Annotated in this window: 13 protein-coding genes; 10 read left to right on the top strand and 3 right to left on the bottom strand. The window is 66.6% G+C overall.

Annotated elements, in window-relative coordinates; translation table 11 throughout:
* The first annotated feature begins 53 nt into the window (after positions 1–53).
* The 7 genes from yidD to dapE all read left to right on the top strand — a co-directional run bounded on the left by yidD (position 54) and on the right by dapE (position 7,183).
* Entirely contained in the window at positions 54–311 is a 258-nt protein-coding gene (gene yidD / locus C8J47_RS03930) for a membrane protein insertion efficiency factor YidD (protein WP_121884494.1), read from the top strand.
* Positions 308–2,017: a membrane protein insertase YidC gene (gene yidC, locus C8J47_RS03925; protein ID WP_121884493.1), complete on the top strand. Its 1,710-nt coding sequence runs from the start codon at positions 308–310 to the stop codon at positions 2,015–2,017. The genes yidD and yidC overlap by 4 nt, the downstream gene beginning before the upstream one ends.
* A 59-nt stretch (positions 2,018–2,076) precedes the next feature.
* Positions 2,077–2,694, top strand: coding sequence for a ribosome biogenesis GTP-binding protein YihA/YsxC (gene yihA, locus C8J47_RS03920; protein ID WP_056052878.1), 618 nt, complete (start codon positions 2,077–2,079; stop codon positions 2,692–2,694).
* Between the two features lie 85 nt (positions 2,695–2,779).
* Complete coding sequence (locus tag C8J47_RS03915) at positions 2,780–4,213, top strand: S41 family peptidase (RefSeq protein ID WP_259467335.1); 1,434 nt, start codon at positions 2,780–2,782, stop codon at positions 4,211–4,213.
* A 153-nt stretch (positions 4,214–4,366) separates the two neighbouring features.
* On the top strand, positions 4,367–5,380 hold the full coding sequence (locus C8J47_RS03910) for a phosphatase PAP2 family protein (protein ID WP_121884492.1): 1,014 nt from the start codon (positions 4,367–4,369) through the stop codon (positions 5,378–5,380).
* Positions 5,381–5,390: 10 nt separating this feature from the next.
* Complete coding sequence (locus C8J47_RS03905) at positions 5,391–6,062, top strand: glutathione S-transferase (RefSeq protein ID WP_121884491.1); 672 nt, start codon at positions 5,391–5,393, stop codon at positions 6,060–6,062.
* A complete protein-coding gene (gene dapE, locus C8J47_RS03900; protein WP_121884490.1) occupies positions 6,059–7,183 on the top strand; it encodes a succinyl-diaminopimelate desuccinylase in 1,125 nt (374 codons plus the stop codon). The genes C8J47_RS03905 and dapE overlap by 4 nt, the downstream gene beginning before the upstream one ends.
* Before the next feature lie 53 nt (positions 7,184–7,236).
* Here dapE and C8J47_RS03895 read toward each other — a convergent pair whose 3' ends face one another.
* The 3 genes from C8J47_RS03895 to C8J47_RS03885 are packed head-to-tail and all read right to left on the bottom strand — an operon-like array spanning position 7,237 to position 9,855.
* A complete protein-coding gene (locus C8J47_RS03895) occupies positions 7,237–7,875 on the bottom strand; it encodes a Smr/MutS family protein (protein WP_121884738.1) in 639 nt (212 codons plus the stop codon).
* Positions 7,850–9,211, bottom strand: coding sequence for a murein transglycosylase A (locus C8J47_RS03890; protein WP_259467333.1), 1,362 nt, complete (start codon positions 9,209–9,211; stop codon positions 7,850–7,852). Before C8J47_RS03890 ends, C8J47_RS03895 begins: the two co-directional genes overlap by 26 nt.
* Positions 9,211–9,855 (bottom strand): Tim44/TimA family putative adaptor protein, encoded by a 645-nt coding sequence (locus tag C8J47_RS03885; protein ID WP_133030444.1) that lies wholly within the window; start codon positions 9,853–9,855, stop codon positions 9,211–9,213. Before C8J47_RS03885 ends, C8J47_RS03890 begins: the two co-directional genes overlap by 1 nt.
* A gap of 174 nt (positions 9,856–10,029) precedes the next feature.
* Between C8J47_RS03885 and secB the strand changes: the two genes are divergently transcribed.
* Genes secB through trpS form a run of 3 tightly spaced genes read left to right on the top strand, consistent with a single transcriptional unit; the run spans position 10,030 to position 13,144 of the window.
* Positions 10,030–10,542, top strand: a complete 513-nt coding sequence (secB, locus tag C8J47_RS03880; RefSeq protein WP_056051217.1) for a protein-export chaperone SecB — start codon at positions 10,030–10,032, stop codon at positions 10,540–10,542.
* Between the two features lie 19 nt (positions 10,543–10,561).
* Positions 10,562–12,127 (top strand): murein biosynthesis integral membrane protein MurJ, encoded by a 1,566-nt coding sequence (gene murJ, locus C8J47_RS03875; protein WP_121884488.1) that lies wholly within the window; start codon positions 10,562–10,564, stop codon positions 12,125–12,127.
* Between the two features lie 9 nt (positions 12,128–12,136).
* On the top strand, positions 12,137–13,144 hold the full coding sequence (gene trpS / locus C8J47_RS03870; protein WP_121884487.1) for a tryptophan--tRNA ligase: 1,008 nt from the start codon (positions 12,137–12,139) through the stop codon (positions 13,142–13,144).
* Positions 13,145–13,258: the final 114 nt, after the last annotated feature.

Genomic DNA, 13,258 nt, shown 5'->3' with positions numbered 1-13,258 from the left:
CCCCGCCTTCGCGGGGAAACAATCTTGCAGCGGGGGCGAGCGTCGGCTTTGACATGCTAGCCCGCCTCCTCATCCTCCTCGCCCGCGCATGGCAACTCGGCCCCTCGCTCGTCCTGCCGTCGAGCTGCCGCTACGATCCTTCGTGTTCCGCCTATGCAATCGAGGCCGTTGGGCGCTATGGCGCGCTCAAGGGGGGCTGGTTGGCGGCGAAGCGTATCGCGCGTTGCCATCCGTGGGGCGGGTACGGACCTGACCCGGTCCCTGACCCAGTCGCCGATATCGACAAGAAATTGAAAGACGCCGCCCTGTGAAAGACGACAAGCAGAATTTCGTGCTGTTCGCGGTGATCGCGGCGCTGATCCTGTTCGGATGGCCGATGATCCAGGGCAAGTTCTTCCCGACCGCGAATCCGTCGGTCACGAAGATCGAAGCCGGCAAAACCAAGGCCGTCGCCAATCCCGCCGCCGACCCGGCCGCGGACGGTGCCGCCGCAGTGCGCGATCGCGCCGCAGTGATCGCCGAGACGCCGCGTATCCGCATCGAGACGCCTCGCGTGTCAGGTTCGATCAACCTGAAGGGCGCGCGGATCGATGATCTCGTGCTCAAGGGCTATGACGAAACGGTCGCGAAAAACTCGCCGCCGATCCGCCTGCTGTCGCCAGCCGGTGCGCCCGACGCGTATTTTGCAAGCTTCGGCTGGCGCGCGCAGGGCCTGACCCCGCCCGCAGCCGACGCCGTCTGGACCCCCTCGGGCGCGACCACGCTGACGCCGACCACGCCGGTCACGCTCGACGCGACCAACGCCACCGGGCAGCGGTTTCGCATCCAGATCGCGATCGACCAGGATTATATGTTCACGGTCCGCCAGACCGTCCTCAACGCCGGCACCGCGCCCGTCCCCGTCGCGCCCTATGGCCTCGTCAACCGCGTCGGGATCTCGAAGGATCCGTCGTCGATGACGATCCATGTCGGGCCGATGTCGGTCGACAATGGCGGCGCGCATTACCGCCCGAACTACAAGGACATCGACGCCGCCGCGCAGAAGTTCACGACGACCGGCGGCTGGCTCGGCTTCACCGACAAATACTGGCTGACCGCGATCATCCCCGACCAGGGTCAGGCGTTCGACGGCCAGTTCCGCGCCGGCGCCAACAAGGCGTACCAGGCAGACTACGCGCTCCAGCCCAAGCAGCTCGCCCCCGGCCAGGCGATCACGCAGACCTCGCGCTTCTTCGCGGGTGCCAAGGAAGTCCGCCTGCTCGATCGCTACTCGGATCAGGCCGGCGGCGTCGCCAAGCTCGATTACGCGATCGACTGGGGCTGGTTCCGGATCGTCGAGAAGCCGATCTTCTATTATCTCGACTGGCTGTTCCGCGTGATCGGCAACTTCGGTGTCGCCATCATCCTGCTGACCGTGACGATCCGCGGCCTGCTGTTCCCGATCGCGCAGCGCCAGTTCAAGTCGATGGCGGCGATGCGCGCCGTCCAGCCCAAGGCGAAGGCGCTCCAGGAAAAGCACAAGGACGACAAGGTCCGGCTGCAGCAGGAGACGATGGCGCTGTACAAGGCCGAGGGCGTCAACCCGCTCGCCGGTTGCGCCCCGACGCTGCTCCAGATCCCGATCATGTACGCGCTGTACAAGGTGCTGATGCTGACGATCGAAATGCGTCACCAGCCGTTCGTCGCGTGGATCAAGGATCTGTCCGCACCCGATCCGCTGACGCCGCTCAACCTGTTCGGCCTGCTCGCCTTCACGCCGCCTCACATGATCGCGATCGGGGTCGTGCCGATCATCCTCGGCATCAGCATGTACTTCCAGTTCAAGCTGAACCCGACGCCGATGGACGACACGCAGAAGCAGGTCTTCGCGCTGCTGCCATGGGTGCTGATGTTCGTGATGGCGCCGTTCGCGGTCGGCCTCCAGGTGTACTGGATCACGTCGAACTGCCTGACCATCATCCAGCAGAAGTTGCTCTACGCCCGCCATCCGGGCCTGAAAGTGCCGGTGACCAAGTGAACGAGCCATCCAACCTCGGCGCGGACCTTGAGCAGACCGACGCCCCGTTCACCCCGGAGATGCTGGAGCATGCGCGCAAATTGTTCGCGGGACATGTCGGCTTCCTGAAGTCGGCGCCGACGCTGGAGTTCCTGCCCGATGCGTCGGTACCGGAAGTGGCGTTCGCCGGCCGCTCGAACGTCGGCAAGTCGTCGCTGTTGAACGCGCTGACCGGGCGCAATTCGATGGCGCGCACGTCGAACACGCCGGGCCGTACGCAGGAGTTGAACTTCTTCGACGTCGGCGCGCCGCTCGCGTTCCGGCTGGTCGACATGCCCGGCTACGGGTTCGCCAAGGCCCCCAAGGACGTCGTCAAGAAATGGCGCTTCCTGATCAACGACTTCCTGCGCGGCCGTGACGTGTTGAAGCGCGCGCTCGTGCTGATCGATTCGCGTCACGGCATCAAGGACGTCGACCGCGAGATCCTCGAGATGCTCGACAAGGCCGCGGTCAGCTACCGCATGGTCCTGACCAAGGCGGACAAGATCAAGGCGTCCGAGCTGGTCGAGGTGACGGAGCGCACCGCGATCGAAGCGCGCAAGCGTCCGGCCGCGCATCCCGACATCCTCGTCACGTCGAGCGAATACGGCATGGGTATCCCCGAACTCCGCGCAGCGGTAGTCGAAGCGGTCAGCTAAAAGAACGATTGCGGATCGATCGACTGATTCCGCCTGACACCGTTCGTCAAACTCCGTAACGCCCCGTCAAAGGGGAGAATGCGGGATGCGTATGCGTGCAGGGGCGATGCTGGCGATGGCCGCTATGCTGTCGGGCTGCGGGGGTAGCGATAGCGGGTCGGTCTCGACGGGGGGCAGCACAGCCGCGACGCCGACGCCAACCGCGACTGCGGGCTGCTCGTTACGGGAGCGCCAGGACTGGGCCGCCGCACAATTGCGCGAATGGTATCTCTTCCCAGATACGTTGCCCGCAACCCTGAGCCCCGCGGCGTACAGCACGGTCGACGATTATATCGATGCGTTGACCGCCACCGCGCGGGCGCAGCGCAAGGATCGGTATTTCACCTATCTGACGTCGATCAAGGAAGAGACCGCCTATTATACGTCGGGGTCGAGTGCAGGGTTCGGCATCCGGTTCGCACTCGACCAGACCGGCCAGCGGCTGTTCGCGACCGAATCGTTCGAGGGGGCGCCCGCCCTCGCAGCCGGAATCGATCGCGGCACGGAGATCCTGGCGATCGGCACGACGGCGGCTACTCTCCGCACGGTCAGCGCGATCATCGCCGCCGAAGGCACCGCAGGACTGACCACGGCCTTGGGTCCCGATACCACCGGCACGGCGCGCGTATTCCGCGTTTCCGATGCTGCGGGAGCCCGGAACGTGACGGTTACCAAGGCCGACTTCACCCTGCTGCCTGTGTCGACACGGTACGGCGCGAAGATCATCGACGATAACGGCCAACGCGTCGGTTACATCAACCTCCGCACGTTCATCTCGACCGCCGAACCCGCGCTGAAGGCTGCGTTCGCCGATTTCCGCGCCAAGGGCGTTACCAACGTCATCGTCGATCTGCGCTACAATGGCGGCGGGCTGGTCGGGACTGCCGAGTATCTCGGCGACCTGCTCGGCGGCGGCCGATCGACGTCGGAAGTGTTCGACTACACGACGTTCCGCACCGAAAAGGCGTCGAACAACACCACCCGCTTTTTCGCACCCCAGCCCGAATCGATCGCCCCGACACGGATCGCGTTCATCGGCAGCGGGGGGACGGCGTCGGCGAGCGAACTGGTGATCAACGCGTTCACCCCCTATCTCCACGCCAATGCCGCGCTGATCGGCACCAACACCTATGGCAAGCCGGTCGGCCAGATCGCGCTCGACAAACCAGCCTGCGACGATCGCCTCCGCGTGATCGCGTTCGCGACGCAGAACGCGGCGCGCAACGGCAATTACTTCGATGGTCTGGCATCGACCGTCGAGGCGACCTGCCGTGCGGACGACGACATCGGCTATCCGCTCGGCGACTCGCGTGAAGCCTCGACGCGTCGCGTACTCGACTTCCTCGCAGGACGCACATGCTCGGCGATCACCAGCGATGTCAGCGCGCAATCGGCACGGACCACCGCGAGCACGCGGAAGGACCTGCTGATCCCAACCGCCCCGACCACCGCGCAACGGATGGTCCCCGGCTCGTTCTAACAAGGGGGCGCATACCGGGGCCGTCGCCTGCATAGCGACAGGCGACGTCCCGCGGGTGAGCCGAGGTCCGCTCGATCCCGTTCAGCCAAGCGAAAGCTGGTCCGGCCGACGGGGGTCGCTTGTTCTTCCCGATGTGATACGCGTTCGCCGACCATGAGTGACGTTTCCATTACAGCCACCCGGCCGCGCGCCGCCGAGTACCGTATCACCGCGCCCGCGAACGCCAGCCTGCCCGACTACGGGTGGTGGGTCGGCGGCGGCATGATCCTCAGCCTGGCGCTGTTGACGGTGATGATGCGCATCGCCGGTCTCTCGATCGACCCGTACGATGCGGACAACATGCCGTTCTACGTCAGCGGCATTGGCCTGTTTGCGTTGCGCTTCGGCCTTCGCGACCGGCCCTGGCGCCATGCCCGCGCGGTCGCCGACTGCGCCGAATATTACGGTGTCTTCACGCTGTTGGCACTGATGGGCGCGGTCGCGAGCTATCCGGTCGCGGCGATGACCCACGGTTTCCACGACGCCGCGCTGCAGCGGATCGACGCGCTGCTGCAGTTCGACTGGCTCGCCTGGTACCGGCTCGTCGCGGCGACGCCGATCCTGCAATCGCTCGGTCTCGCCGCGTATCGCAGCATCTACCTGACGCCCGTCATCCTGTTCGCGACCTTCGCCTTCACCGGCGACCGCGTTGCCGCACACCGTTTCCTCGCGACGTTCTGGCTGACCGCGATCGGCACGTTGATCCTCTACGCGTTCATGCCGGCGATCGGTCCGTTCTCGTATCTGTGGCATGGCCCGATCGCCTATATGCCCGAGAGCGAACAGTGGCAGCAGGGGCTGATCCCGGCGCTGCGCGATCACAGCGTGCGCGTGGTCGATCTCGGTCACCTGCGCGGCATCGTTTCGGCGCCGAGCTTCCACGCCGCCGCCGCGACGCTCTACATCAACGCCGCATGGCGGTTGCCGCGGCTGCGCTGGCCGGTCGTCGCGATCAACGCCGCGATGCTGCTGTCGACACCGGTCGAAGGCACGCATTATCTGATCGATATCATCCTCGGCACAGTCGTGGCGCTGGCCGCCATCGGTGTGCTCCACCGGATCATGCCGCGTGAACGCGCTGGCGTCGTGCCGATGCCCGACGTTGCCCCCGCCCGCCGACGCGGCTAGCACCGCTGCCATGAAACTGATCATCGGCAACAAGGCCTATTCGTCCTGGTCGCTTCGCGGCTGGCTCGCCTGCAAACAATCCGGGCTGCTCTTCGAAGAGGTGGTCGTGCCGATGTACGACGCCGATTGGGAAAAGCGCCGCTCGGGCGACGAGTTCGCGCCATCGTCGGGCAAGGTGCCGATCCTGTGGGACGGCGACGCGGTGGTGTGGGACAGCCTGGCGATCGTTGACTATCTCGCGGACAAGGTCGGCCGCGAGCGCTTCTGGCCCGAGGACGACGCCGCACGCGCAATGGCACGGTCGATGGCCGCCGAGATGCATTCGAGTTTTGCCGCGCTGCGTCGCAAGCACAGCATGAACGTGCGTCAGGTGTTCCCCGCGCAGCAACCCGACGACGACGTGCTGGTCGAATTGCAGCGGGTCATGGAATTATGGGCGCAGGCGCGCGCGCGCTTCGGCGGCGGCGGCGATTTCCTGTTCGGCCAGTTCGGCGCGGCGGACATCATGTTCGCGCCGCTCGTGACCCGCATCGTCACCTATCAGCTGCCGATCGCGCGCTTTGCGGCGGGCTATATGCAGGCGATGTTCGAACATCCGTTCATGCAGGACTGGATCGCCGCCGCGCAAGAAGAGGAATGGGTCCTCGAGCAATTCGAGCAGCCGGTGCCGACGCCTGCATGAGCGGGCAGATCGACCCGGTCGCGCTGACACAGGTGCTGCTCCGCGCGGATAGCGTCACGCCCGCGCGCGGCACCGTGTTCGATGTGCTGGAAGCCGCGCTCGTTCCGCTCGGTTTCGCGGTCGATCGCTTCATGAGCGGCGAGGCACCCGACGGTCCGGTAGAGAATTTGCTCGCGGTGCGCGGCGACGGCCCCCGCCATCTCGCCTTCGCCGGTCATGTCGACGTCGTCCCGCCCGGCGAAGGCTGGACCGGATCGCCCTGGTCCGGCGAGGTCCGCGGTGGACTGCTGTACGGACGCGGCGCGGTCGACATGAAGGGCGCGGTCGCGGCGTTCGTCGCTGCCGCCAGCCGGAGCAATGCCGGGACGCTGTCGCTGATCATCACTGGCGACGAGGAAGGCCCCGCCACCTACGGCACCGTGGCGTTGATGGAGCGTATGGCGGCACGTGGGATCGTGCCGGACTTGTGTCTGGTCGGCGAACCCACCTCGACCGCGCGCCTCGGCGACATGGTCAAGATCGGGCGGCGCGGTTCGGTCAACATCTGGATCGACGTGCCGGGACGCCAGGGTCACGTCGCGTATCCGCATCTCGCCGACAATCCGATCCCGCGGCTGATCGCGATCCTCGCGGAGATCGAAGGCGTGGTGCTCGACGAGGGCACCGACTGGTTTCAGTCGTCGAACATCGAGGTCACCGACATCACCGTCGGCAACCCCGCGCACAACGTCATTCCCGCCAAGGCGTCCGCGCGACTGAGCATCCGGTTCAATGATCGCCACCGCGGGGCGGACCTGATCGACCGTATCCGCGCGATCGCCGAGCGTCACGCGCCGGGCGTCGTGGTGACGGGCAAGGTTTCGGGCGAGGCGTTTCTGACTGCGCCGGGGGCATTCTCGACGCTGTTGTCGGAGGCCATTGCGGGCGCGACCGGGATCACCCCGGAACTGTCGACCACCGGCGGCACCTCCGACGCGCGCTTCCTCTCGAAGCTCTGCCCGGTGGTCGAGTTCGGGCTGATCAACGCGACGATGCACAAGGTCGACGAGGCGGTCGCGGTCGAGGATCTGCTGACGCTGACGGATATCTATGCGGACGTGATCGCGCGCACACTAGCCTAAGTCGGGTATGCTCGTTCGATCCTTCCCGCCAGGGGGAGGATCAATGCACTCGCCTACTCCCGCCCGCGGCGCAGGACGATATACAGTGCACCCTGCCCGCCGTGTCGCGGATGCGCGCCGCGGACCGCCGCGATCGAATCCGCGTGGCGCGAACCTGCCAGCCAGTCGGCGACCGCGGACCGGATAGCGCCTCTGGCGTGCGGGCGTTCGCTTTCGGGTCGGGGCGGCTTTCCCGTGACCAGCAGCAGCACGCGGTCGCCACGTGCGATCGCGCGGCCAAGGCCGACATCGAGGAGTGCATGTGCCGAGGCCAGCGTGTGCCCGTGCAGATCAATCGAACTGTCGGGACTCACCACACCTCGCGTGAGCCGCTTGTCCCAGCCACCATCGAGCGTGTTGGCGGTGATCGGTTTGACCGCCGGCCGCGCGACGACCGGCTTGGCCCCCGCACCGCCCCCTGCCCTTGCCGCGTACGGCGTCACGACGGTACGAACGAGCGGCTTCACGCGCCCCATCGGCGCAGGCGGCGCGGGCACGATCTTGCCGTTGGGACCGATGATCGGCTTGGGCGGTGGCGGCAAAGGCGGCGCGCGCTCGGGAATCCGTACGGCGACCACGCGCATCGGTCGCACGGTCTGCATCACCCTCGCCCAAAGCTGGGCTTCGTCAGGGTTGAGTGGTCGGCCCGCCATATCGCGCCCCATTACCCTGAGCGTTCAGCCGCGCGACCGTCCCGATCGGCAGCAGCAGATACGCCGTGCCGCGTCCGGCCATGCCGCCAGCCGTCGCCTCGGCCGCCGCGCCCGCACCCCAGAAGGTGTCGAAACGATTGCTGCCCTTGATCGCGCCGCCGGTATCCTGCGCGATCCACAGGCCGCTCGCGTCCTGACGATCGAGCGACAGGAACACGGGCGCACCGAGCGGCACGAACTTGACGTCGACGGCGGCGCTCACCTGACCCGTGACGGGCAAGCCAAGTGCCCCCAGCGGTGCCCCCTCAAGTTCGCAGAAAAACACGAAGCTCTTGTTCTCGCGCATGATCGCCTGCCCGTCGGCGGGGTGCGCGTGCAGCCACGCGACGATGCCCTGCATCGAGGTCTGGCCCGGCTGGAGCAGCCCGCGCGACTTCATCAGCGCGCCGATACCGGTATAATCACGGCCGTTCTGCGTCGCATAGCCGATCCGCAGGATTTCGCCGTCGGGCAGCCGCAACCGCCCGGACCCCTGGATCTGGAGGAAGAATAGTTCGACCGGATCGCGCGCCCAAGCGAGAATCGGCGCACGCCCCGAAATCGCACCCTGCTCGATCGCGGTCCGGTCGTAATAGGGCACGAGGTTGCTGCCATCGACGCGACCACGAACCTTCTTGCCCTTGAGCGCGGTGGAAAACGCGCCGAGATCGACATCGATCAGATCATTCGGGCGACCATAGATCGGCGCATAGCCATCGCGGCGCTCGAGCGAGCCGGCGATCTCGGGTTCGTAATAGCCCGTCGCGAACGCCTTGCCGTCGCCGATCTGCGCCGCCTCGAACCATTGCGCGAAGAACGCCCGCGCATCGCGACGATCGGTCGACGCCGCCGCGGCGCACGCCGGTTGCCAATCCGTACCCCGCGTTAGACCCGAGGAATCATTTCGACGCATCAGCGACGGGCAGCTCGTAACGAACGCGGCCAGCGCGGCCTGCGCCTGGCCGTCGTCGATCGGCAGCGTGGCGACGGCCGGTCCCGGCACCACGCCGGCGGCCGCAGCATTCAAAGGCTCGTTCGCAGGCACGACCGGGGCCGCCAGCAGAGGCACCGCACCGACGATCCGCGCCGGCATCTGGATCCCTCGGATGTTCGGTGAAGCCCCGGTATCGCGCGAGGGATGGACGCGGACCGGTTCGCTCGGCCGATCGGCTGGGCGCCCGGTTGGGCGATCGATCGGCCCCGGCCCGGATCGGGGCGGTTCGACGCCGCCGACGCACGCGCTCAACAGCAGCGCCATTCCCAGGCCAGCGAGCCCGCCCCCCCTGAAATCGCGCATCAGGCTTCGTCGGTGTCTGCGAGCTTCCAGTTCGGATCACTGCTCTTCAGCGTCCGCGCGAACGTCCAGACGTCATGCGTCTCGACGGCATCGGTCAGCGAGCCGGCGAGGACGACGCCCTCAGCGTCCCGCGTGACCGCCGCGATGTCCGCATCGAAGCGTACCGTGATCTGGGCATCGCGCCCGGAAACGCTCGCATCGGCGATCACCGCGCGCTCGATCGACACCAGCCGGTTGTCGAGCACTTCGCCCGCCTCGCGACGCGCGGCGATCGCCTCGACGAACGCGGCGCGGACGTCGTCGATCGCGAGATCGGCCAGCGCATCCTCATCGCCCTTCCAGAACGCTTCGAGGATCATGCGGTACGCGGCCTGCGACCCTTCCAGGAAGCGGCCGACGTCGAAGCCCGGCTCGCCTGCGACGATCGCGCGAAGCCCGGCTTCCGCCTGCGGCTCGATATTGCGGTTGGCGACGTCGCGCGGCTCGGCGACGGCATCGATCGTCCGCGGCACCGACACGGGCACCGGACGCTCTTCGGCCGCACGCGGCAACGGCTGTTCATGCCCGGTTCGCTTACCAAGCACGCTGTAAAGACGCATGGCGAGGAACCCGGCCACCATCGCGAGAAGAACTACGTAAAACAACGGTGCCTCCGATCTTGCGTCCAACATAGGCCAAAGCTGTGGTTATTCAAACCCGCGCCCGTTGAAACACCCCCCCGGCACTGCTAATCGCACCGGCTCGACCGATGGGAACGCGCCAGCGCTCCGGTTCGGTCCCGATTTTACGGCCTAGCCATAGCTTCAAGGACATGACGAATGGATGACCAGGATAACGGCGTGACGACGCCCGACCAGATGCTGGCGAACGGCGAGGACACGATCCCCGCCGCCGGGCTGATCTCGCAATACGTCAAGGACCTGTCGTTCGAGAACCCGAACGCGCCGGCGGTCTACCAGAACCAGACGCCGCCGGCGATCGACGTGCAGTTCAACATCGGCGCGGCGCAGGTCGGCGACGAGGTGCACGAGGTCGTGCTCAAGATCGACGTCCGCGCCGAGAGCGAGGGGCAGGTCGCGTTCATCGTCGACCTTTCGTACGCGGGCCTGTTCGGGCTGCGCAACATCCCGGCCGAGCACGTCCAGCCGTTCCTGCTGGGCGAGGCGCCGCGCCTGCTGTTCCCGTTCGCCCGCCGCGTGCTGTCTGACGCCGTGCGTGACGGTGGCTTCCCGCCGCTGCTGCTCGAGCCGATCGACTTCGGCCAGCTTTACCTGACGCAGTCGGAGCAGCAGGGCGTCCAGCCGAACGTCGGCGATTTCGGCCAAGCCTGATCGACCGGAGGCGGAATAAATGAACCTTACCAAGGCGCTGGGATCGGTCGGCGGGCTGACGCTCGCCAGCCGGATCCTGGGGCTGGTACGCGACTCGCTGTTCGCGCGGTTCGTCGGCGCGGGGTTCGCGTCGGACGCGTACCTGATTGCGTTCCGCCTCCCCAACATGTTCCGCGCCCTCTTCGCGGAGGGCGCATTCTCCGCCGCGTTCATCCCGATGTTCAACCGGAAGGTCGGCGACAAGTCTGGCCGTGGCCTGCCCGACGGGATCACGTTCGCCGAGGATGCGCTGTCGGTGCTGCTGCCGACGCTGATCCTGATGACCGTGCTCTTCGAGATCGCGGCATGGCCGCTGACGTGGCTGCTGACCTTCGGCTTCAACGGCGCGAGCGCGGAGCGGTTCGACTATGTCGTCCATCTGTCGCGGATCATGCTCCCCTATCTGCCGCTGATCAGCCTCGTGTCGCTGCTCGGTGGCATCCTCAATTCGCTGCACAAGTTCTGGATCAACGCGGCCGCGCCGATCCTGCTGAACGCGACGCTGATCGCCGCGCTGCTGCTGTTCCACGAACACCAGCCGCTGCTGACGGCGCGCAACCAGGCGATCGCGGTCACCGTCTCGGGCGCGCTCCAGTTGCTCTGGCTGATCTACGCCTGCCGCGCCTCAGGCGTGAAGCTCCGGCTCAAGCGTCCGCAGCTCAACCCCGACGTGAAGAAGCTCATGTCGCTGATCTGGCCTGCTGCCGCCGGCGCGGGCGCGGTGCAGATCAACCTCGTCGTCTCGACCGCGCTCGCCGCCGCGTTGCTGCCCGCGGGCTCGGTGTCGTACATCTATTTCGCCGACCGGCTGAACCAGCTCCCACTCGGGCTGATCGGGATCGGGCTCGGCACCGTCCTGCTCCCGACCATCTCGCGCCAGCTCGGCCGCGGCGAGGATGCGGAGGCGATGACCACGCAGAACCGCGGGATGGAGCTGGCGCTGTTCCTGACCCTGCCGGCGACGGTCGCGCTGATCGTGTGCGGCGGGCCGATTATCGCCGCGCTCTTCCAGCACGGCAAGTTCACCGCCGCGCAGACGCTGCCAACCGCGCAGGCACTTGCCGCCTTCTCGATCGGACTGCCCTCGTACATTCTCGTGAAGGTGCTGACGCCGGGCTATTACGCGCGCTCCGACACAAAGACGCCGGTGCGCTATGCGACGATGTCGATGGTCGTGAACCTCGTCCTCAACCTCGCCTTCATCAAGCCGCTCGGCCACATGGGCCCGCCGCTCGCCACCGCGATCGCCAGCACGGTCAATGTCGCGATGCTGTACCGGACGCTGGTCCGTCGCGGGCACTTCACGCCCGACGCGCGGCTGCGCCGGCGGACGTGGCGGCTGCTGGTCGCCGCATTGATCATGGGCGTCGTGATGTATTTCCTCAACGACCTGTTCCAGCCGTTCGTGACGGGCATCAGCATCCAGCGCTGGGGGGCGATGCTCGTGCTGGTGACAACTGGCGGTGTCGTCTATGCGATCGCGACCCTGCTCACCGGCGCGTTCCGGCTGGGCGACATCTCCACGCTTCTGCGTCGTTCCAAGTAAGGTTTCTCCATGCGCGTCGTTTCCGGCATCAAGCCCACCGGTAATCTCCATCTCGGCAATTACCTGGGGGCGGTGAAGCAGTGGGTGACGCTGCAGGATGATGTCGCGGCGCAGGGCGGCGAGTCGATGTTCTTCATCGCCGATCTCCACGCGCCGACCGAATGGATCGCACCGTCGGAACTGTCGTCCCACACGATCGAGGTCGCCGCGACGATGATCGCGGCCGGGATCGATCCGGCCAAGTCGATCCTGTTCAACCAGGCGCGCGTGCCGGCGCATAGTGAGATGGCGTGGTTGCTCAACACCGTCGCCCGCGTCGGTTGGCTCAACCGGATGACGCAGTTCAAGGACAAGGCGGGCAAGAACCGCGAGGGCGCGAGCGTCGGGCTGTACGATTACCCCGTGCTGATGGCGGCGGACGTGCTGCTCTACAACGCGACGCACGTCCCGGTCGGCGAGGACCAGAAGCAGCATCTCGAACTCGCGCGCGACATCGCCACCAAGTTCAACGGCGACTACGGCGTCGACCTGTTCACGCTCCCCGCGCCGCTGATCAGCAAGGCCGCACCGCGGATCATGTCGTTGCGCGATGCGTCGGCGAAGATGTCGAAATCGAACCCGTCCGAACAGTCGGTGGTCAAGCTGATCGACAGCGACGACACGATCGCCGACAAGTTCCGCAAGGCGAAGACCGATCCCGACGTGCTGCCCGCGACGGTCGAGGAACTGGGCGACCGCGCCGAGGCCCGCAACCTGCTGACGATCTACGCGGCGTTGGCGGACAGCGACGTCGCGACGGTGCTCGGCGAGTTCGGCGGCAAGGGCTTCGGCGCGTTCAAGCCTGCGCTGGCGGATCTCGCGGTGGCGAAGCTCGGGCCGATCCGTGACGAGATGGTGCGGTTGCTCGACGACCGCAGCGCGGTGACCGCAGTGTTGCAGGCGGGCGCGGAAAAGGCGCGCGCGCTGGCGGCACCGGTGCTCAAGCAGACGCAGGACGCGATGGGATTGCAGGTCTAAGGACCGCCCCCGGTCCCGTCATCCTGACGAAAGTCAGGATCCAGAGCCAAATAGGCCACCGTCCGTAACTCTGGATCCTGACTTTCGTCAGGATGACGGGGAAGTTTTTGGTGT

Origin of the sequence: Sphingomonas sp. PP-F2F-G114-C0414, assembly GCF_003688595.1 — a bacterium.
Classification (GTDB): domain Bacteria; phylum Pseudomonadota; class Alphaproteobacteria; order Sphingomonadales; family Sphingomonadaceae; genus Sphingomonas.
The sequence above is the reverse complement of the archived record's forward strand: the minus strand, read 5'-3'. Positions and strand labels throughout refer to the sequence as shown.

Bases quoted from the DNA above. Each gene is read 5' to 3' on its own strand.
- yidD (WP_121884494.1), top strand. From the start codon at position 54: ATGCTAGCCCGCCTCCTCATCCTCCTCGCCCGCGCATGGCAACTCGGC.
- yihA (WP_056052878.1), top strand. From the start codon at position 2,077: ATGCTGGAGCATGCGCGCAAATTGTTCGCGGGACATGTCGGCTTCCTG.
- C8J47_RS03915 (WP_259467335.1), top strand. From the start codon at position 2,780: ATGCGTATGCGTGCAGGGGCGATGCTGGCGATGGCCGCTATGCTGTCG.
- C8J47_RS03910 (WP_121884492.1), top strand. From the start codon at position 4,367: ATGAGTGACGTTTCCATTACAGCCACCCGGCCGCGCGCCGCCGAGTAC.
- C8J47_RS03905 (WP_121884491.1), top strand. From the start codon at position 5,391: ATGAAACTGATCATCGGCAACAAGGCCTATTCGTCCTGGTCGCTTCGC.
- dapE (WP_121884490.1), top strand. From the start codon at position 6,059: ATGAGCGGGCAGATCGACCCGGTCGCGCTGACACAGGTGCTGCTCCGC.
- C8J47_RS03895 (WP_121884738.1), bottom strand. From the start codon at position 7,875: ATGGCGGGCCGACCACTCAACCCTGACGAAGCCCAGCTTTGGGCGAGG.
- C8J47_RS03890 (WP_259467333.1), bottom strand. From the start codon at position 9,211: ATGCGCGATTTCAGGGGGGGCGGGCTCGCTGGCCTGGGAATGGCGCTG.
- secB (WP_056051217.1), top strand. From the start codon at position 10,030: ATGGATGACCAGGATAACGGCGTGACGACGCCCGACCAGATGCTGGCG.
- murJ (WP_121884488.1), top strand. From the start codon at position 10,562: ATGAACCTTACCAAGGCGCTGGGATCGGTCGGCGGGCTGACGCTCGCC.
- trpS (WP_121884487.1), top strand. From the start codon at position 12,137: ATGCGCGTCGTTTCCGGCATCAAGCCCACCGGTAATCTCCATCTCGGC.